Annotated in this window: 17 protein-coding genes; 14 read left to right on the forward strand and 3 right to left on the reverse strand. The window is 33.9% G+C overall.

Going from position 1 to position 22,319, the window contains the following annotated elements; translation table 11 throughout:
• Positions 1-61: 61 nt before the first annotated feature.
• On the reverse strand, positions 62-799 hold the full coding sequence (locus WAA15_RS23100; protein ID WP_337045221.1) for a tyrosine-protein phosphatase: 738 nt from the start codon (positions 797-799) through the stop codon (positions 62-64).
• A 565-nt stretch (positions 800-1,364) separates the two neighbouring features.
• Between WAA15_RS23100 and WAA15_RS23105 the strand changes: the two genes are divergently transcribed.
• Together WAA15_RS23105 and WAA15_RS23110 are read left to right on the forward strand one after the other, a co-directional pair.
• Positions 1,365-3,512 (forward strand): CAP domain-containing protein, encoded by a 2,148-nt coding sequence (locus WAA15_RS23105; RefSeq protein ID WP_337045222.1) that lies wholly within the window; start codon positions 1,365-1,367, stop codon positions 3,510-3,512.
• A gap of 68 nt (positions 3,513-3,580) precedes the next feature.
• Complete coding sequence (locus WAA15_RS23110; protein WP_337045223.1) at positions 3,581-3,931, forward strand: LytR/AlgR family response regulator transcription factor; 351 nt, start codon at positions 3,581-3,583, stop codon at positions 3,929-3,931.
• A gap of 37 nt (positions 3,932-3,968) precedes the next feature.
• On the opposite strand, the gene WAA15_RS23115 is transcribed toward WAA15_RS23110, so the two are convergent.
• Together WAA15_RS23115 and WAA15_RS23120 are read right to left on the reverse strand one after the other, a co-directional pair.
• Complete coding sequence (locus WAA15_RS23115) at positions 3,969-4,568, reverse strand: hypothetical protein (protein WP_337045224.1); 600 nt, start codon at positions 4,566-4,568, stop codon at positions 3,969-3,971.
• A 919-nt stretch (positions 4,569-5,487) separates the two neighbouring features.
• The gene (locus WAA15_RS23120; RefSeq protein WP_337045225.1) at positions 5,488-6,372 is read right to left on the reverse strand and encodes a helix-turn-helix domain-containing protein; all 885 of its coding nucleotides are present in this window, start codon (positions 6,370-6,372) and stop codon (positions 5,488-5,490) included.
• A gap of 285 nt (positions 6,373-6,657) precedes the next feature.
• Here WAA15_RS23120 and WAA15_RS23125 point away from each other — a divergent pair, with 285 nt between their 5' ends.
• The 12 genes from WAA15_RS23125 to WAA15_RS23180 all read left to right on the forward strand — a co-directional run.
• Positions 6,658-7,374, forward strand: a complete 717-nt coding sequence (locus tag WAA15_RS23125) for a LytR/AlgR family response regulator transcription factor (protein ID WP_337045226.1) — start codon at positions 6,658-6,660, stop codon at positions 7,372-7,374.
• A gap of 616 nt (positions 7,375-7,990) precedes the next feature.
• Complete coding sequence (locus WAA15_RS23130; RefSeq protein WP_337045227.1) at positions 7,991-8,980, forward strand: replication initiation protein; 990 nt, start codon at positions 7,991-7,993, stop codon at positions 8,978-8,980.
• A 62-nt stretch (positions 8,981-9,042) separates the two neighbouring features.
• The gene (locus WAA15_RS23135) at positions 9,043-9,987 is read left to right on the forward strand and encodes a ParA family protein (protein WP_337045228.1); all 945 of its coding nucleotides are present in this window, start codon (positions 9,043-9,045) and stop codon (positions 9,985-9,987) included.
• Between the two features lie 15 nt (positions 9,988-10,002).
• Positions 10,003-10,965, forward strand: a complete 963-nt coding sequence (locus tag WAA15_RS23140) for a hypothetical protein (RefSeq protein WP_337045229.1) — start codon at positions 10,003-10,005, stop codon at positions 10,963-10,965.
• 459 nt (positions 10,966-11,424) lie between these two features.
• Positions 11,425-13,362, forward strand: a complete 1,938-nt coding sequence (locus WAA15_RS23145; RefSeq protein ID WP_337045230.1) for an ATP-binding protein — start codon at positions 11,425-11,427, stop codon at positions 13,360-13,362.
• 1,282 nt (positions 13,363-14,644) lie between these two features.
• Positions 14,645-15,811, forward strand: a complete 1,167-nt coding sequence (locus WAA15_RS23150; RefSeq protein WP_337045231.1) for a hypothetical protein — start codon at positions 14,645-14,647, stop codon at positions 15,809-15,811.
• Between the two features lie 135 nt (positions 15,812-15,946).
• Entirely contained in the window at positions 15,947-17,008 is a 1,062-nt protein-coding gene (locus tag WAA15_RS23155; RefSeq protein WP_337045232.1) for a hypothetical protein, read from the forward strand.
• A 13-nt stretch (positions 17,009-17,021) separates the two neighbouring features.
• The gene (locus WAA15_RS23160; protein WP_337045233.1) at positions 17,022-18,359 is read left to right on the forward strand and encodes a TlpA family protein disulfide reductase; all 1,338 of its coding nucleotides are present in this window, start codon (positions 17,022-17,024) and stop codon (positions 18,357-18,359) included.
• A 64-nt stretch (positions 18,360-18,423) separates the two neighbouring features.
• Positions 18,424-18,924 carry a hypothetical protein gene (locus tag WAA15_RS23165; protein WP_337045234.1) on the forward strand — a complete coding sequence of 167 codons (501 nt, stop codon included), beginning with the start codon at positions 18,424-18,426 and terminating at the stop codon, positions 18,922-18,924.
• A 102-nt stretch (positions 18,925-19,026) separates the two neighbouring features.
• Positions 19,027-21,402 carry a hypothetical protein gene (locus WAA15_RS23170; protein WP_337045235.1) on the forward strand — a complete coding sequence of 792 codons (2,376 nt, stop codon included), beginning with the start codon at positions 19,027-19,029 and terminating at the stop codon, positions 21,400-21,402.
• Positions 21,403-21,463: 61 nt separating this feature from the next.
• A complete protein-coding gene (locus tag WAA15_RS23175; protein WP_337045236.1) occupies positions 21,464-22,033 on the forward strand; it encodes a hypothetical protein in 570 nt (189 codons plus the stop codon).
• 73 nt (positions 22,034-22,106) lie between these two features.
• Positions 22,107-22,319 (forward strand): hypothetical protein (locus WAA15_RS23180; RefSeq protein ID WP_337045237.1); only part of this gene is annotated, 213 nt, incomplete at its 3' end.

Consider the following 22,319-nt stretch of genomic DNA (forward strand, 5'->3'; position numbering starts at 1 on the left):
TTAGCTTTGTATATATTTTTCAATCTATTCTCCTTTTAGCCAATAATGTTCTTTAGTTAATTTATAATAAAGAGATGTTTAAGAATTGATACTTCTCAATGATGTTATAAATCTTAAGATTGTTCCTTTGATTAATATAAAACTCTAAATGCTTCTTATTATGAATATCTGTTCCTAAAAAACTTACATAATTATTTTTAATTAGCTTATATGAATAATCTTCTACGGTTTTTCCATAATAGCCAAGTAATGAAGAAATATTTACTTGCATCAAACAGCCCATTTCTATCAATGAAGGAATTATATACTTATCATTTATCCAATATAAATAACGCTCTAGGTGAGCTAGTATAGGTCTATACCCTTGCGTTAAAATATTAAAAATAGTTTCCTTAAGATTTGACGGAGGAGCCGCAATGGAGATTTCACATAATAGATATTTAGTATCTCCGAAAGACAGTATTTCTTTTTGGCTTAAACATTGATTAAAATAATTATCTAAAAAGTATTCGGCAGCAACATTAAGTGTGATAGGTATTTTTTCAGATATTATTATTTGTTCTAACTCTTTAAAGGCGGCAAGAATAGAGTCTCTGCTATTAGGATATAAGTCTGAAATGATATGTGGAGTTGTTATTATTTTACGATACCCTAAATCTGTCATTTTCTTAATTAAGGAGATACTTTCTGATATATTCTGACACCCATCATCTATAGCTGGAACTAAATGAGAGTGCATATCAACTTGAATATTTTTAAAAAAAGAAAAGTTATCTTTTTTAACTAAGAAATGGAACATTTATAAAAAAGGGTATCAGTACGTAACTTTAAGGTTGGGCTATAGAAAAGTCATATTTATAATGACCAGATGAAGCGTAATATTAGTGGTATTAAAAGTTTTGTCACTTATATAAACCAAACAAAGGTGACAAACAACAAAAAAAGGATGACAAATTGCATTAATCATCAAACAAATACGTATATAGATTATAGTTTAGACATTTTCTTTAGAGTATAATATGTCTAATCAAATGTCTGAAGGATGAAAGATGTAAATCTTTAAGTTTAGCCTAACACTTACATTTATAACATAAAATATACTGTTGAGGCATCTGTTTTAAGAATATGTTTCTCAAAAAGGCAGGTTTGTTAGTAAAACAGACTTAAGTAGTTAAGTAGTCTTGACTTTTAAAAAATTAAAATTTTACATTTATATATATTTTATTTTCTACCCGCTCTAAATATACAAATACCTCAACAGAAGAAATCTTTAAGCTTCTCAATATAAATCGCTTATTGAATAAAATTCAAGCTCTAAACACTGAACAATTTTATTTATAACTCTAAAAACTGCTTAAAACATCATGAAATATTTTATATTCTCTATCACAGTATTAATAATATTTGTATCACGGATATCAATTATTGCGCAAACTCTTGGTGAACCACCCTTGCTAAAATTGGAAAATATTGAGGAAAACAATCTTAATATAAAAGCTAGAGTTACGAATATTAATAGTACTTGCAATCGTACAACAGTCGTTAATAACTATAATAATGACTATCTTGGTTCAACTGTAAATCTATCTACCTTGGGTTGGACCGGGAATGTAACTGGTTGTATTGCGGGATCTATATCAGCTACTGCCCAAGATAAAACAATCCAAAGAATTAATTATTATAGAAATTTAGTGGGGCTGGCAAATATAACATACACTAATAGCTATGATGTTCAAACTCAAGAAGCCGCTTTAATGATGAAAGCCAATAACAGTCTTAATCACTACCCTCCTAATACCTGGACTTGTTATACAACTAATGGCTATAATGGAGCCGGAAATTCGAATCTTTCGCTAGGAGCATATGCTTCTGGGGCTATTGATGGTTACATGACGGATGCTGGTTCAGGAAATTATATGGCCGGACACAGAAGGTGGGTACTTTACTCAAGGGCATTAACTTTTGGTCATGGGAGTACAGATAATAGCGATGCCCTGTGGGTTAATGGAGCTACTGGAACACCTACAAACCTTCCAGCATTTATAGCTTGGCCAGTAGCCGGTTACATGCCCAGAAATTTAATCCCGCAAAGATGGTCTTTTAGTATTCCAAACGCCGATTTCTCAGCTGCGATAGTTTCTGTTTTAGATGAAAATAATAATTCAGTGGGTTTAACCGTAAATACCTTGGCCAATGGGTACGGAGATAATGCCATAGTATGGGATTTAACTAATGCTCCTACCTTTTCAGGTAGTGCGGATGTGCTCTACAAAGTAACAGTTACCGGAGTTAAAATCGGTGGAGTTACACAAAGTCCTTATGTATATAATATAATTGCTACCGATGCTACCACAGATGCTACATTAACCATTACTTCTTCGAATCCGAACTGTGGACAAGGAATGAATAATGCGACTGCTACAGCGAACTTTCCTAAAGGAGCTAAAGGTTATTTATGGAGTAATGGGGCTACAACACAGACAATTACTAATTTGGCTCCAGGCACCTATACTGTTACAGTTACCGATAAAAATGATTGTACTTACTCTCAATCCGTAACAATTAGTAATACCGTTTCTACAAAACCAACAGCAACTAACGACGCCTCTACTCCAAATTGTGCAGGGTCTTCGGTAACACTTACCGCGGGAAATTGTAGCGGCACTTACGATTGGTCTAATGGGTTAGGAACAGGTTCAACAAAAACAGTTAGTCCTGTAACCACTACTAGTTATACTGTCAGTTGTACCGAGGGTACCTGCGTAGCAACTAGTACAACAACGACCGTTAATGTTACAACATCTCCGATAGTTGCTTGTACCCCTACTGCGTCAAATGGAGTAGGCGGGTATTTTGGAATAATTAATTTTACTTTTAATTCTATTAATTCATCATCAGGGACATCAAGCCAAGACGGAAATACTTATATAGATAAATCTTGCTATACTACAACTACTGTTCAGGCAAATAACACATATTCGATTAGTGTAGGTGGGTATTTTACCAATGTTCATGCTGTAAAAGTTTATATAGACTATAATAATAATGGAATATTTACGGATACCGGAGAAACTGTTCTTACGGGAAATACAAGTGGCTCTACAGGCGGAAATATACTAAGTGGTAATATAACTATTCCAAACACGGCCGTTTCAAATACTTTATTAAGAGTTAGGGTCTTAGCAGATGTATCGTCATCTTCTAGCTCTTGTAACATTGTAGGAAACCCAACGTATAAATCGGGGCAAATTGAAGACTATAGCCTAATTATTAGCAATTGTGTATCCAGTTTAACATTAACAAGCACTGCAGATGATTATTCAAGCGGTAACATTACGAAACAAGCCTCTGCAACTGTTTCAGTAGCTCCGAACGCAAATATCTCGGCTACTAATAAGATAACTGGTGTGGGTACGGTCGTAACTTATCAGGCTAAGAGTATTTTGTTAGACAATGGTTTTAAAGCTGACTCTGGAACAGTCTTTAAAGCCGAAGTAGGCGGTTGTAACTAAATAAAGCATAATGTTCTCCTAGGTCTCCCCTATTTCCTGTTGCGTTTTGTCATTGAATTCTACCGAACATGGACACCAATATTGAACTTAAAATTGCTCGAAATAAATCGATTCCTATTACTGAGGTACTTTATTTACAAGCGTCCGAAAACTATACTATTTTCAATCTTATGGCTAATCAGAAAACCATAGCTGCCATAACATTAAAGCATTATGAAAATATTTTATCAGATAAAGGATTTATTAGACCTAATAGATCCTTTATCATCCGTACTGATTTTATCCAATCTATTAATTTTCATAGTAAAACTATTATACTAAAAGATACCCAGATAATTCAGGTTTCTCGAAAAAAATTTCCATTACTTCTTCCTATATTTAGAGATATAGATTCTAATAACAACAAAATAGGTATTTAGGCTAGCTTAAAAATAAGATTTAAAAGTTATAAAGTATTTATTGAACTTTTGTAGCATCTTTTACTAAACTAACTATTTTTTCTAAAGTATTTTTAATAGATGATGCAGCCATTTTAGCACCTGCATCCTTTTCATCTAGTTTTTTGACCGTTTTAGAAGCTATGTCTAATAAACTTCCTAATCTGTTCTGCTGCCTGCTATCTAATATAACTTTTCCTAGTTGCAATAAATTGATACTACTTGTAATACTCTTGGCATTCCCTAATAAAGCATTTTTACCTTCACTCAGTAAATTATTTATCTGATTAATTCCTACTAATAATTTAATAGTATTTACTACCTTGTTTAGCTCCTCTGTTTTAAGATTACCTGCTTCAGCTATAGGAATAAGCCCATTTAGTAATTCAACTTGATATAAAAGTTTGTCTTGCATATCAAAACCTCTGGTATGAGCCCAGACTTTAAGTGTGGTACTAGCTGATTTCATTGTCTCTGTTAATGGTATATTATTCCCATTTTTAGAGAGTGTAATAGTACTATCTAACAAATTCTCTAAGGAAATTTTTTGTGCAATTGAGTTATAAGTTAGAAGATTCAAAACTAGAAAAATATAACTGGTTAGTATGTTTTTTTTCATTTTTTACTTTTCTTAAGAATATTTTATGTTAATAAATTTCTTGTATTGATGGGTTGTTGTGTAATCTCGGTATCAAAAACTTTACTAAACTTTATATAAATTAGTAAAGCATAGATTCATTATTAAAAGAGTGTAAATTGCTTTAAAGTAGATATAATAATGGTGTAGCAAACCCTTCGAAATTGAAATAAAGATGGTTAAAATCAATTCGGTAAATAAAGGGAATAGAGCAATATAAATTTCTAATATATTGCTCTTTACCATCAATAATAGACAGATTTCACCTGTTACAAATTGAGTGCTCTTCTACCAATTTTATAATGGGCGAAGATTTACTTTGTATACAAAGTTATTTTATATGGAACAATTAATTATTAACAAAAAAGGCTTATTTTTTGCTAATAAAGCCGATAAATTGCATTAAATAAGATTGGCTTTAGCACAGTATTTTACAAACCCAGTAACGCAGTCCCAATTATAAGTAAAAGGATTAACCAAGCAAATTGTTTGAGATACCTTATTATAAATCTATATGTGAATCTTATAGGGGCTATAATAGCTAAGAGGAGTAACTTGGCTAATTGCTTGAGAAACTTTATAATAATTTTTCTCATATTCTTTGTTGCTAAGAAATCATAGATAAAAACTGACATAGTTGAAAGCTAGATTAAGTATTAGGATAGTTTGTTTGTAAAACCAAATCTTATTTTTATCACAATTTTATGTTTGTATCCTGATTTAGTATTATCCTTTCCAAGAAGTTACTAGTTATAGGTTATAACTTTAAAATGAGAATATCCACTACGTTTTGCAAAAAACGTATACCTATAAACGCATGACTTAATAAAACCTAATTTGCTTTTTTTAGTTTATGCACCTTGAGCATAGTTAGGTAAACCGTTTAATGGCAGTATCTCATTTATTTAGTTTTTTCAATACTTCTTCGTTTCACGATTTCTTGTGGAGATACTCTATATTTATTTTTAATCAACCGCGTTAATCCTGATGGATAGTTAAATCCTACTTTATAAGCTATTTCTGTAATCGTAAATTGGTTTAGTTCTAATAACTCTTTTGCTCTCTTTGCTCTTACTTCTAAAACATATTGGTGAGGGCTGTAACCTAGTACACATTTAAAAATCTTTTTAAATTTCGTTGAACTCATTCCAACAATTTCAGACATTTCCGAAATTGTTGGAATAGATTTATTGGTAGGTCCCCTTAGTTCTTTTTCCAATTTTTTTATATTTTGGATGTCTTCTATTTTGAAACTATAATTAGCACTTATTTCTGGCATAAAGTAATCAACCGATTCATTAATTAGGTCGTAGGTAAACTGAGTACACCATAATTTGAAAAAAGCGTCCTTTAGCCTAATGTTAGTTAGTGTAATTTCAATATCGGAAAGCCTATTGTTTAGCGTATCGACAACTAACTTTTCTAGTTGTTTTTTATTTTCTTTTAATGTTTCAAAACTAAATGAAGTAGTTTTTGTGTCAAACTTGAAGACTTCTGATATAGTTTGATTGAAAAAGGATTCGTTTAATGCCAAACGTAAGTTCAAATAATGTTTCTTTTCTGTTGAATTTAAAGGGGAATATTTCTTCCCAATTATTTTACTAATTTGTATTAATAATGTATTTCCAAACCCAGAGCTATCAGAGCTTATACTCTGTATAAATGGTTCATTCGTATAAGAAAAAGAACCAAGAATCCCCGTTGTAATAATGTTAAAAGGTATTTTCTGATGCTCAGAAAATATTTCGCACGTATTATTTATAAAGCTTATATTAAGATGTTCCATAGGATAGATAATGTTCTTTTTGATATATTATTTGTCCATTTTGATAAGGGCAAATTTTGTTTTTTTGGTCTAAATAATAAATACGTTCGCACCTAATTTGGGGATGAAGTGCCTAAAATTGGCGATGAATGGAAGTTTTTAATTTTCAAAGAGAAACAAAAAAGTTATTTGATACAATTGTTAGAGGTTGAGCCAATTTAATTTTGTGGTTCTGATCCTCAAAAATTTAAGCAATGAGTATCAATAGTCAAAAAACAGCTGAGATTATTAACTATTGCTAAGGCTATGTCATTAACTGCTAAAAAAATCTTACTTGTGGAGGACGATGATATCTATACGATATGGATAAAAATTGTATTAGAAGAAGCGTCTTTCCTTAATTTCTCAAGTGTAAAAACTGTTGAAGATGCACTAAATGAGTGTGCCACTGCCCCACCTGATTTAATAATTTCTGATATTTTCTTGGAAGGAAAACTTACAGGTATTGACTTAGTGAAAAAGTTACAGGGCTATAATATCCCAATTATTATCATTACTAACTCGAAAGATAAAGAGTTGTATAAGAAAATTAATAGTATTCAACAGGTAAATTATTTGGTAAAGCCATTTCAGGCGTTGTCTCTAATTTCTTCCATTGAGAATATTTTTTATGACATTGAAAATAATAAAGCGAGTAAGTATAATAAGCCATATATTTTAATAAAGAATTTTGAAAACGTATACGAGAAAATCTTTTTGGATGATGTCCTATACATAGAAGTCGAAAGAAATTATACTTTTTTATATACCAGAAAAAGGAAGCTGGCATTGAAGAAATCTTTGGCAAGTTTTCAAGAAAACCTGAATGAAGCTTTTATTAGAGTTCATAAAAGTTTTTTGGTTAATAGCTTTCATATAAAGGCCTTATCTAGCCATCATATTGTTTTGTCTAATGATATTCGAATTGATATTGGAAGAAGCTATGTAAAAGAGCTAAAAAAAAGTTTAGCAATAACCTATTAGCCATTAGTTTATAAATTATGAGGGTTGAAAAGAGGGTTAGCTCTAGGTGCGCCCCGGCCCCCCTCCCCTTTTTTGATGTTGTAGAACTTGTGTTGTTTTTTTGAAAATCTGTGGATAACTCTAAAAATTTATACCTTTTTTACCTTAAATACATTACCATCAAGATTTAGATTATTTATCAATATAAAATAATTTGATGATTTAGGAGGCCTGTAACTACTTAATAATTAGTGAGTTATAAAGGGAAAACGGAGATTTGGAATAATACAAACGGAGATTTGGAATAAGATATGTATTGATTAAAACGGAGGTTTGGAATAGAGAAAACGGAGGTTTGGAATATATTTTATTATTTAAAAACGGAGATGTTGATTTTTTTTCTCCGTTTTTGTGAATATATTGCATTTTAAGGCTCTTAGGCGATTAATAATCGCATGTATAAAGTGAAATATTAAGTATGTAAAACGGAGATTTAGAATAAGAAAAAAAATAAATACCCATATTGATTTAAAATTAAACAAATAGGCCCCAAAACTCAGTGTTTTAAAGTAAAATATTAAGTCTGAAAACTTACAAAAACGGAGATTTGGAATAACTATTAAATAAATTTAAAGGAATGAAAATAATCAAAGCGCCAATAATACATTTTACTAAACGTCCCGATAATTACCAGCCTAATCCAATTACTGAAAGCCGTCAGGAGTTCAGTGAAATTGAGAAAAAGATTGTAGTAAATGTAATTAATCAGCTAGGGAATGTTGCTAAAACATGGAATGGGCATAATATTCATTTTGTAATTCCATTTACTGAGCTAACTGAAACCAATCATGCAAAAGTAAAAAAGGCAGCTCAATCAATTCTTACTAAAAGAATTACTTTGATAGATAAAGCGTCCTCATCGTCTGATGAAACATATTATCATTTAATAGTCCCTTTTACAGAAGTACTTCTTAGAAAAATTAATAAAAAAGATTTTTTAGAAGTAGTAATGAATAGTTCAGTTGTGCCATTTTTTATTGAATTAGGGAAGCATTTTACAAAATATAGCATTGATATAATGTTATCATTAGGCTCAATATATGCACAGCGTATGTATGAGATAATAATGCTACATATTGGTCGTAAACAAAGAAAGTTCAATTATTCGGTTAATAAATTAAAATTTATGTTTAACTGCCCAGATAGTTATACTTTCAACGAAATAAGGCGTTGGGCTTTAGATTCTTCACAGAAGGAACTCAGAGAAAAAGCAGGGATTATATTTACTTATAAACCCTCAAAAAAAGAAGGGAAGCGAATTGTTGAATTATTGTTTGAAGTAAAATCAGAACTTGAACTTGCACTTGAAGCTATTACTACTGAAGCCGAGACTTTCAAGCAAGCAACTCCGATGCAACAAAAAGACTATATTATGCGATTATTGAATGAGTATTCTTTCACCCGTCAACAGCAGGCTGAAATCATGGCGGATCCTGAAAAATGGTCTTTATTTTTGAAAATTGATAGTGAAATCTATAATGGACTTAGAAAGGATGTTGATAACCCAACGGCATACATTGCGAAAAGTTTAGGTTTTAGTGAGAAAGGAAGGAAAAAGACAAGATAAAATTTGTACAAAAAAAAATATTTAGGATATTTTTTATACTTTTGTGTAAAAGTATTCCTAAAATGATAACTCCTGAAAAAGCCCTTAAATTTCTAAAACAGAAATCTGCTCTAAATCTTTCGCAGATTGAAAAAGAGTCAGGTTTACCATCTCGTACGTTGCATAAAGCGGTTAGTGGTACTTTAAAATTAAACGAAAAACACTGCCAGTTATTAGAACCTGTATTACGAGAATATGGTTACGCTGATATTTTATTTTCTAAAGCAAAGATTCTTTCAATCGTTAATCATAAAGGTGGAGTAGGAAAAACTACTACTACAATTAATCTTGGTAAGGCACTTGCCTTGTCAGGATTTAAAGTTTTATTAGTAGATTTTGATTCACAAGGAAATACTTCACAATGCTGTGGTGTGCATAATCCAGAGGTTCAGGTAATTGACGCTATGCTGGGAAAAGAGGAGTTAGCTATACAAATGTTAGAGGATAATTTATACTTGGCTCCTTCAAATATTAAAATGGCATACAGAGAGCTTGAGTTGATTAATTCAATAGGTAATGAAAAGAGACTCAAAAATAGACTTCAGAAAGTAAGTGACCAGTTTGACTTTATTATCATTGATTGCCCCCCAGCCTTAAATATATTTACTACAAATGCGCTTGTCGCATCAGATATTTGTATTATTCCTCTCCAGCCTGAAGTCTCCGCATTGTATGGAGTAGACAGTTTATTCAATAGAATCTACGAGGTAAGAGAAGAATCTAACCCTTCATTGATTGTGAAAGGTATTTTATTTACAATGGTTACAGAAAACACGTTGGTTCACCGGCAAATTATTGACTATGTGAAAAAAGAGTATAAGCATATTCCGATTTTTAATGTATTTATTGAAAGGACTACAATAATACAGCAGTCACAAGTAGCACAAAAAGACATCTTTACTTACGCTCCTAAGTCATCGGCGGCGCAACAATACACCGAATTAGCTAAAGAGTTTTTCAATATCTAGAATTATTAAATAGCAATGGGAAAGAATTTTATGTCGGCGATGATAGAAACAAAAGCCTCTACGCCACAACCTACATATTCACAAACGGAAAGAGTTAAAAAAAATATAACAATACTGGAAAGTATAAAAAAGTTTATTCCGCCTCTTTTACCAGAAGAAAAAAAACAGCTAGAGCAAAATATTTTAGAGTTTGGGTGCAAAGACCCGATTATTATTTGGGAAACTAATAAAGGCGTAATAGATGCTACCTCTCAGGATTCGGAAGAGCTGCTTTATATACTAATAGATGGTCATAACCGGTATGAAATTTGCCAAAAATTCAAGGTCGATTTTAAGATAAGTGTAGTTGAGTTTGAAAACCTTGATAAGGTACATGATTTCATGATTGACCACCAGTTAGGGCGTAGAAACCTTTCTCCAGAGCAAATGTCATATTTACGAGGATTAAAGTATAATTCCTTGAAAAAAAATAATGTTCAACGAGATAAAAGTGGAAAGTTTCAATCCGAAAATTTACCGAGTGGTCAAAATGACCAACCGGAGAATTTAACTGGAAGTAGTGTGCAATTACCGGATGGTCAAAATGACCACTCGGTAAGAAAAATATCTCTTTCTGAAAAATTGGCTGAACAATTTAATGTAGGAGAAAAAACCATTAGAAGAGATGCTGACTTTGCCAGAGGCCTTGATTTATTACCGACCGATTTAAAAAATAAAGTACTACAAGGCAAAGCAAATTTTAATAAAACTGATATAATCGAAATAGGAAAACTCAAAGATGAAAAAAGAGCAGAGGAAGTTGCTAAAGACATTTTGAATAAAGTAGATAAAGAAGAAAAATTGACAGAGAAAAGAGAAAATAGTACTAATAAAACGAAAGAAAAAATAATCAGTTTTGCAAAATCAATGAATACTATTGATGATTGTGATAAATTAATAAAAATGATTATTGAGTATAAAAAAACGATTCAGTATTAAATAAAGTAGCCAGATTTTTAATCGCATTCTTAGCTAGAAGTGTTTTTTAGTTACAGATTAAACAAAAGTCTTCTAATAAATAATTACGTATATTTTACTACTATAATAGGCAAGTATGTTAGTGATATTTTGCTTACTTCATTAATAATTCGCTCAAGGTCTTCATCTTCAGAGAGTACCATATTACATACTCTTAAATTTAATATTTACTTACCAACACATTTATAGCAACATGCCAACGTTTTTGTACGTATAGATTAAAAATGAGGGTATAAACTCGTTTTTTATTTATGGGTATGGGACTGTATGTCTTTTTGTACTATCTTTGCTCAGGGTTAGTATGATGTTTGTTTGTTGTAGGAAGTAAGGTAAGAAAGCTACAAAATTGAACTTTTACGAATCTTTTTTTATTTTACTTGAATCAACTATTTTAATCAGAAATTAAATCCTCAATCTAAAATGTTATATTTGTTAAAGGGAAAAAGCAAGCCACTATTAACTTCTTATTTTGTTTTTTGTCTTTCTTTAAATAGCTCAATAGCTCAGGAAAATTTATTTAAGGATACAAACCCAACTAATAATATAGATAGCATTAAACTATGGCTACATAATAATATAAAACCTACTCCACAGCGACTAAAAAACCTGATTATACTACAAAAAACATATATTTGGCAATCGTATCCCAATAATGTTATTGAGGAAATTGGCCAATTAAGCATCAAGCTAAACAACAAAAGTGGACAGATTTTCTATTATTATATAAAAGCACTTCTCTTTAATAATGCTTTGAAAGTAGAAGAAGGACAAAAATATTTTGCAAAAGCGCAACTACTACTTTCTGAATTTGATGATTTCCATACACAATATTATGTAGCGTTATATCAAAGCTTAGTTTTCTTCAATTCAAGGTCACTTGAGGATAATTCAATTTCTAATAAATATATAGATTATGCAGAAAAACTACTTAAAACCTCAAATAACCCACATGATAAGATAGCATTACTTATGATGAAAACAATGTTAGTTATTCGTCAAAGCCATATCAATCAAGATAAATTAGCTACATTATTAAATGATATGGAGTTATTAACTAAAAAGTTTCCAGAACTACATTATGCGAAGGTTTGGATTGATCTTTATAAGATGGAATATTTAATAATTACCAATAAATATTTACAAGCCGTAGCTTTAGGTGAAGATTTAATTAAAGAAATTGATAAAAAAAATCCATACCTGTTAAGTTATGTTTATAACCTTATGGGAACAGGATATGAAAAACTAAAAGAAAATGAATTAGCGTTAAAATCTTTTACTAACTCTTTGAATTACTATTACCAGATCCCCAAAGACTTTGAATCGCATCATGCCAATATCACTCGATATGAACGTATACTAAATATTTTTAATAATTTCAGAAACTTTGCTAAGAATACACAAGATTATAAATTAGCCACAGCTCTTTCGGACAGTATTATTTATTATAAAACTTTAGATGCTAAAGACACGAAGGATAAATCATTGATAGAAATGAGAGCTAAGTATAACTATGAAAAAAGTGAACTGGAAATCAAAAATCTTTCAACCAAGAAACAAAGGCTTTTATTTTTTTTAATAATAACTATTTTTCTAATCTCATTACTATTACTACTATTATTTAAGATACGGAGAACAAATCGTAAAATTATGGAGCTGAATCTGTTTAGAGATCAATTCTATACTATTTTTACACATGATATTAGAGGCTCGATAGACTCCCTCTTAAAAGCAAGTACGGTACTAAATTATTTAATTATTAAAAACGAACCTCAAGAGATAACCAAAATTACAAATCAAATAGGGTGGCTTTCTTGCCATGCTAGCCAACTAGTTAATAATGTGCTTGACTGGGGAGTTAACAATGGTTATAATATTGATACAACTCCTAGCATAGTTAATATTACTGAAGAAATTCAGGGTATAATAGAAGAAATCAAACCTGCATTAAAGAAAAAAAATAACACAATTTCTTTTGAGAAAGGTGCCCAAGAAACCTTTATTAATACAAGCCAGAAGTGTTTTGAAGTAGTTTTTAGAAATGCTCTTACAAATGCGAAAAAACACTCAAAAGAAGCATCATCTATAAAAGTAATCGTTGAATCTAGTGATGAGAATATGGCTGAAGTAATAGTCGAAAACAACTACAAAACCATAGATAATTTAAAGGTAGATTTAATAAATAAGATATTTAATAACCAACTCGATACTGTTGTTGGCCAATATGGCATTGGTTTAGGCGTAATCTTAATGAAAACTTACGCTAATAAAAATAATACTATGCTTAAAATGGAATTAATGCCAGAAGAAAAAATTCGGGTAGTTATGAAATTCTATAAAAGGAATACTGAACTTAAATGATGGTGTAGCAAAATAAGATTCCCTATATAGCTCTTTTTTTAAAACAGATTACCCAAAATTCATAAAATAATACACGCTTCTTTGATAACTCCTGAATACCTACTCGTTTGTTAATTAGGGTGATATTTCTATTCATTCGTGAATGATAAAACATCCCATGCTAATAAAATATGTCTTTTTTAAGTGTTTAAATGTCTTTTTTTTTAGTGTATGCTCCATAGCTTTGCAACAAATAGTAATGGGGTATAATTGATAGTAAATAGTAACGCGGGGCTGCATATCCATAACAACTAATGTATGGGGGATTCTCATAATACACTCTTATAGAGTATCCCTCCATACGTGAATCTGCTATATGCCCAAAAGTTTTACAGATAATTTTCGCAGGTGATAATAGCACCTTTTCAAGAGATAAATAAAATCTCTTTCTTAATTTAAGAAAATTGATGCGATAACTAAAAATATTGTAAAGGCTTTGTGAAGATTTTGTAAGCTTTTACAATAAACGCCTCCAAAACAGTCAATAAATGTTGGTTATTACCATGTACTCCTCTTTAAAAGAAGCAAGCAGTATATGAAAAAGCCGTGCAAAGTAAATATGTAAGTACATACATAGGCATTTAAATTAAAAGTTTGTATTTCACCTGTATTAGATCCCAATTTATTGGTTTACTTAAGAACTTCAAAACGTCCATTTAGATTTAATGGAATTAGGGATCAGAACGATATAAAAGAGCGGATATTTCGCTCTTTTTATATAATATGGTATAGTTTTTGCGAAAAAACCGAAAAATCGTATCGGGCAAAACCTTTCTCAGAAAAGACTTTTTTGTCTTTTTGGCAGATTCTTTGTCGGTTGCCCTCCCTTCTCTCGTTCTTTAGTTGATATGCTTCAAAATATGTTTCAAGCTACTTTTTAATTGGGTGTGTGCCATATTGTAGGTTCTTTTTACTTGCTGTTTTCCTCCTTTGGTCTTATTGGTTTGTACTTATGTCTTTTTTGCAAAATGTTCGGGCATACATTTGCTCGTCTTAAGTTAGTTATCTAATACTTGTTAAGAGTATTTTTTAACAGACAAACCCAAAAAGAAAAAAAAACTTTCTTATCCTACTTTTAGGAGGTGTTGGTATTGCTATCAGCATTATATGCCCCTATACGTAAAAAACTTGGGTTTTGAACATTATATCCCTAGTATTCTCTCTATTCACACATTGTTATAAGAACTCATACAACTTGCCATTTATTTAAGATTAATAGTAATAATTCATAAAATTTATAAATATGGAAAAAGTTTTTCTACGATTGTCATTAATTAGTTTCTTGACACTATGTTTTGGAATATACACAATGGGCCAAACAACGGTAACCTTACCAACCATACCGTGTTCAACCTGTAATGGGCCAGGTAGTTTTACTATCTCATCGCCTACTTGTGGGGGTGGGCAGGTAACCTCCCCATTAACACTGTCATGGGCAGCAGCTACGGGTGCCAGTAGTTATACAGTTATGATAGCTACCGATGCTAATTTTACTCAAAACCTTGCCATAACAAGTGTTACTGGCACGAGCCTGAGCATACCAAGTGTTGCCTTGAAAGCCAGTACTTTTTATTATTGGACAGTAATAGCCAACAGTGCGAGTGGTTCAACCAAAGCGAGTAGTAATTGCCAGTTCGTGACAGATGCCACTTTTACGTCAACCACACCGACAGGCGGATTTCCTGCAGGTTCTCCAGACGAAAAGGGGATTACTGATTTTCTTGCAAGCGGGTCTATGTCATGCCAAAAAGGAGACGGTACCTGTGCCTCAGGAGATAATCTAGTATGTAATCCTAAATTTAGTACCTATATACAAGGGGGCGGAACTTATACTCCTTATTGGACGTCAGGTGCTACTGGTCAGAATGGTTTTTGGGGCATATCAATTGCGTGTTGTGGGTCGAGTTTATCTGCACTAGCGCAAGGGCCCCCTCCAAGTGGTACTCAATCAGCAGGAATAATACAGGGGAATAATTCCACTCAAACTGCTATTACCCCTGCAATGAATTATATATGGCCTAGCTACGTTCTAAGCGCCCCCGTATATGCAGTAAGAGTACTTACACAACCTATGGTTCTTACAAATTCAAAAGCAGTTGCTGATAATTATCAACTTTCCTTTTACGGAAAAGGCGGTGGTTCTGTCATAGGAGGTTTTGTTAGCCGTGTAGTAGCTATAACAGGTAATCTGCCTTCAATAGATTATTTTTATGCAACACCAACACAAACCGCTGGATATACCCAACGAGGTACATCCTCTAGTGCAGTTACAACTTCAACATCTTCTTGGTCTCTGGCTACAACTACAATTAGTTTTCCTGCAGGGTTTACAACCTCAGCTTTTTTCTTATATAGTCCAAACGCTAGCGCAGATATATATATTACAGATTTGAGGGTTTGTAAATTATAAAGTTAAGATAGCCTGCCGGCAGGTTAATTAGGTAAGCGATTTATTTACAAAGCATTATTACAAATAAGTATGAAAAATATTTTTCTACGATTATCATTAATAAGTTTCTTGACATTGTGTTTTGGAATATACACAATGGGCCAAACAACGGTAACCTTACCAACCATACCATGTTCAACCTGTAATGGGCCAGGTAGTTTTACTATCTCATCGCCTACTTGTGGCGGTGGGCAGGTAACCTCACCGCTAACTTTATCTTGGGCAGCTGCTACGGGTGCTACTAGCTACACAATTATGATAGCTACTGATGCTAACTTCACACAGAATTTAGCCACAACAACAGTTACTGGCACGAGCCTAAGCATACCAAGCAATGCTCTGAAAGCCAGTACTTTTTATTACTGGACAGTAATAGCCAATAGTGCGAGTGGGTCAACCAAAGCGAGTAACAGTTGTCAGTTCGTAACAGACGGCACATTTACAGCAATTAGTTCCACAGGAGCCTTTCCGGCGGGTTCAGGTACAGAGGTAAAAAACAATGCACTTATCGCTAATGGAACGTATAGTTGTCAGGCAAGTGACGGAACTTGTGCCTCGGGCGATAACCTAATATGTAATCCTAAATTTCTAACCTACACAACAGGCACAAATACTTTTACCCCTGATTGGTACACATTATCAGGAACTAACTATAGCATGACTGGCTTGGTTATGATGTATAAGGGTGTTTTGCTTTCTTCAGTTGGAGTACCACCACCTCCTAGCGGTACAAAATACTCAGGCTTAATAGGTGCTACGACCCCTATAAAATTTATTTGGAATGGCATACCATCTTCATCTAATGTACCCACACAGATGGTAGTTGCCCAACCAATTGTTATTACAAATTCAGGTACTGTCTCAGTCAATTATCAAGTTTCATTTTATGGTAGAGGGTCAGGCGCAGGAGTTCAGCTTTGGGCAGCTTTTGGACAAGTATTAGCACCAACACCAAGTGATGATCCAAAGAACAACAATCCTTTTGGTCAAGCGGTTAGTGTATCAGACCCACTGTCATTAACTGCAGATACTTGGAGTCTTTTTACGATAAATTTGTCTATTCCTGCAGGGTTTACATCGTCGACTTTCTATATAACGGGTCGTAATGTCTACACAACACCAGCATACGTGACAGATCTAAGGGTTTGTAAATTATAAAATTAGAAAAGATATGAAAAGGGGTGTCTTTGTAATAGCGCTTATTTTACAAGTAACAATCAGTAGCTATGCACAAGTGTATATAAAAGGCCTCAAGGAGGTAGTATTAGGTGGATATAATGGGCATAATACTCAAACTTTTGATACAGCAAGTGTATCGGATATAAACAATGAAATTGCTCTTAAATACCCGACTGGGTATAGAGGTTTAGGTTGGATAAAATATCAACAGCAAGGTCAACCCCAAGAGATTCCCCTATTACTACAAGGAGATAGTTTATATGTGAGTATAGAACAAAATAGAATCTCCTTTACTAAAAACAGTCCAACCAGTTTTTATAATTTTTATAAACAGGTTAGTGGCTTGTATAATGAGCAAGAACAAAGCTTAGTAAAACTGAAAGAGTTTTATGCGGATAGTAGTAGTTTCAAAAAATCGGTATTATCCGAACTAGGCAAATTGCAGGTAGAAAAAAATAAATTTTATGCTACTATGGAAACTTACCCTGACATGGCTCGCACTTATTTACGAGCAGAAACAGCGTTAGAATCCACAAACGCCCTGTTGCAAGTACAAAGCCCCCCTTCTCAGGAGCAACTAAGAGTTGCTCAAAAAGAGATGGAAAAGAGTATTGACTTGCAAACAGATATTCTTATGCATTGGGGTATCATACATAGATTTTTTTATAGCTACTATAGCCTGTCGAATGTTTTACCAGGGGGGCACCAGCACTCAACTGATTTTATAGTTAGCCGGTTATCAAATAGCCCATTCCGAAACGAATATATTGAGGAAATTATAACTGTTCTGCAAAATATTTCAGGGAGGCCAGATATAGCAGAATATTTTAGTCAAAAAGCCTTGGCCACCATAGAAGAATGCGATGATTTTCAGGAAAATGGTGATGGTATTTCAGGAAGAATAAAACGCCAAATGCAACAACTAAGCATTATGCGTATAGGAAGCCCTGCGCCTGACCAACTGCTGGATAATGGCAAATTTATAAGTGATATAAATAGCAAATATAAGCTTATTGTTTTTTGGGGTAGCTGGTGTGACCATTGTAAGCAAGAAATCCCCCAGCTAAAAGCATATTATTCCCAATTAAAGAAACAGGATGTAGAAGTGGTAGCTATGGGAATGGAGGATAACGCAGATATACATAAGCTTATAGCAAGTACCAATCCTTGGATTAGCCATTACGTAGGACGAAACTGGAAAGCACCAACCACAGAAAGTTATTATGTATACGGCACACCTACGTTTTTCTTGGTTGATGAAGCCATGAATATAGTAGCAAAGCCCAAGAGTGTAGAGGAGTTGAAAAAATGGTTGGAGGTACATCAATGAAGAATATAACACAAATTTATATATAATAATCTTTAGTTATAGACAAATAAACGCATTTATAAACATGGAAAGATTCTTTTTACTAATAACATTTTTTCTGCTCTCTGTAACAAGCTTTGCGCAATTCAGTGGGGGGAGCTCAGTAGTATTACAAGCTGCTTCTGGGGGTACTAATTATCAGTGGTATAAAGATGGGGCTGCCATTTCTGGCGCAACATCAAACACGTATACAACCAGTACTCCGGGAACATACTACGCAGCATTTAACAACGGAACCTGTAATACACAAACACCGCAATCGGTTGTTGTTAGCTCAGGCACAAGCGTAACGCTTAATGCAAGTAATACCTCTGGTACATCATATCAATGGAATAATGCAACAAGCGGTACAGCTACACCTATAGGCGGAGCCACATCGGCTTCTTACTCCACATCTACGGGTGGTATTTACAATGTTAGTATTGTTACAAGTTCTTGTACTGTACAATCAAACAATTACTACCTATATGTATTAGGGGCAACAAGTAGTTGTGCAGCAGGAACTACACCGCCAAGCGTGAATTAAGTTCTTATCAAAACAAGGGTTTTAATTGTGCCGAAAAACTCAGCGAAGAATAGCAAATAGGCATTAAATCTTAGCTGGTTAAGTTAATAAACCGATTTTAAAATGAATAAATATTTATACAAATATCGAAGAGTACTTTGGGGGATACTTTTACTATTTTGTTATAGTTGGAGTACTTTCGGGCAGGTAATTGTAGATTCCTGTCCTTCAGGTACTGCAAGCCTTGTAACACATAGCTCTGGAACTCCTCCAAGCGGGACAACGGTTACATGGCATACAGGAAGTACCGCAACCTCGGCTAATAAAGTACTCAATCCGGCCTCCGTAGGTCCGGGTACTTATTACGCTGCATATTTTGATGCAACTAATAATTGTTATAGTCCGACATCTCAACCTGTGTATGTAGCAGTATGTGCACAAAATGCTTGTTCGGCTACAACGGTTGATTTAACAACGCATAGCACAAGTACAGCTCCGAACGGAACAACTATTACTTGGCACACAGGTACACCAGCTACCGCATCCAATAAAGTATCAAATCCATCATCAGTAGGAGCAGGAACATATTATGCTGCATATTTTGATGCGACTAATAACTGTTATAGTCCAACATCAACCCCTGTGAAAGTTACGATTAATAATTGTAATACTACAGACACAGACGGAGATGGGATAGCAGATAGCATAGATTTGGACGATGACAACGATGGTATTTTAGACACTGTAGAGATTTCAGCGAGTTGTACGGGTATAACAGGGTCAACCACGTCGAATTCGGATTGTGATGGTGACGGGGTACCGAATTCGTTGGATTTAGATTCTGATAATGATGGGATCAATGATGTAATAGAGGCACATGGAACAGACACGAACGGAGATGGTATGGCTGATGGTGCTGTAAATTCGGCAGGTATTGCTTCTACGGCAGGGAATGGATTGACCCCACCTAATACGGATGGTACAGGCGGTTCAGACCCCTATGACTTAGATAGTGATAATGATGGGACAAGTGATTTGGCAGAAGGGGGCATATCGAGTTCACTGGATGCTAATGGAGATGGGAGAGTGGATTGTGTCAGTAATTGTGATCCGGATGGAGATGGGATATTAACTCCGGTAGATGGATTACCCAATACCAGAGGAGATGCTACAGACACAGACGGAGATGGGATAGCAGATAGCATAGATTTGGACGATGACAACGATGGTATTTTAGACACTGTAGAGATTTCAGCGAGTTGTACGGGTATAACAGGGTCAACCACGTCGAATTCGGATTGTGATGGTGACGGGGTACCGAATTCGTTGGATTTAGATTCTGATAATGATGGGATCAATGATGTAATAGAGGCACATGGAACAGACACGAACGGAGATGGTATGGCTGATGGTGCTGTAAATTCGGCAGGTATTGCTTCTACGGCAGGGAATGGATTGACCCCACCTAATACGGATGGTACAGGCGGTTCAGACCCCTATGACTTAGATAGTGATAATGATGGGACAAGTGATTTGGCAGAAGGGGGCATATCGAGTTCACTGGATGCTAATGGAGATGGGAGAGTGGATTGTGTCAGTAATTGTGATCCGGATGGAGATGGGATATTAACTCCGGTAGATGGATTACCCAATACCAGAGGAGATGCTACAGCAAATGCAAAATTGGGTGTAAAAGTATTACTTCAAGGAGCTTTATTTGGAACGACTGGTACAATCATGAGAGACGATTTAAGAGCAACAGGAGTAATTCCTAATACGCAGCCATATACCAACTTGGGAGCAACATATCCTCGGCTAAATCATACAGGTAATGAAGTAGTGGGAGCAGGCGTATTAAATGTAACGGGTAATGATGCGATTGTTGATTGGGTTTTGGTAGAGTTGAGAGATGCCACTAATCCGACAGTAATTATGGTTACAAAAGCTGCATTAGTACAACGAGATGGTGATGTTGTGGAGGCAATAGACGGTGTTTCTCCATTGTCTTTCATAGGAGAAGCAGGTAAAAGTTATTATGTAGCAATCAAACATCGTAATCACTTAGGTGTAATGACTGCAAATGCAATATCGATGACTTCAACAGTTACTACTATTGATTTCACAACTATGAGCTCAACACAATTATATAACAGTGCTTCATATGACGGATATGAACAAGTAGACGTAAATGGCAAGAAGGCACTATGGGCAGGAAATGCAAATGCAAATACTAAAGTCAAATATACTGGCAGTGGTAACGACCAGAGTCTCATATTAAATCAAGTTTTGACATATCCGGCCAATTCTGCACAAACATATAATTATGATTTGGCTACACCAGTGTATTCATTAGGAGATATTAATATGGATGCAAAAGTAAAATATAGAGGCTCTGGTAACGATGCTAATTTTATTTTAAACAACGTAATAAATCTATATGTAGGGCTTAACATAGCCAAAGCGTATAATTATGACTTGTTTTTAGAGCAAATTCCATGACCTAATACTGTATTAATTAAGTTGTAAAAAATCAGTTATTCAGATAAAAACTTTAAAAAAGATGAAAAAGAATATATTGTTTATTGTATTAATAATGATTGGTTTAACAAGTTTTGGGCAGTCAAATGTTCAGCTTACCGTGAAATGGAATTCAACAAATAGCCAATATGAAGTTTATGCAAAACCAAGTTTTACACAAAGTAACTTTAACTTGGGAGCATCACAAATTTCAATAGTTGTACCCAGTTCCGTGGCAGACTCAAAACTAACTGTCACACCAATAGCAGGAGGAACTTGGTCAGAAGAAGGAGTACCAGTATATGCTCCGGCTGCTCAACCTGCAAATGATTTCCATCCAATTACTAGTGCAGGTGCGGGTATCAATTTTACAAGTGGGGTAGAGACCTTATTATTTACTTTCACTTTACCCGGAGGTACATGCGCTGATGGAGTAAGATTATTTATTAATAATACAGACCCATCGTCATCCGCAGCAGGTATGAGTGGAAGTGATTTTAAAAATTCGTTAGAAGCCGGAGCAGGAGTAGAATATTATCAATCAAATTATAATAATACAGGTACCCAGTGTAATCCATGTAACATTACAGCACCGGAGTTATCAAAACCCTAAAATACAGTTAAGAATTGCAATCTGTTTGTTATAGTTAATGGCAATAGAGGGCAGCCTCATAAATATTAATTTGATGATAATTAATTATAAAATATTGAAGTTCTGGTTGCCAGTTTTAATGATAATGACTTTATCATTAAGGCTTTATGCACAAGCAGTAGCTCCAGATACGGATGGGGATGGCGTGACTGATGACAAGGATTTGTGTCCTAACACAGCCTTGGGCACCACAGTAAACGCCTATGGATGTCCTGTAAGTCTTACAAGTTGTGATTATAGCAGTAGT

The organism is Emticicia sp. 17c (assembly GCF_037153985.1).
Lineage (GTDB): Bacteria > Bacteroidota > Bacteroidia > Cytophagales > Spirosomataceae > Emticicia.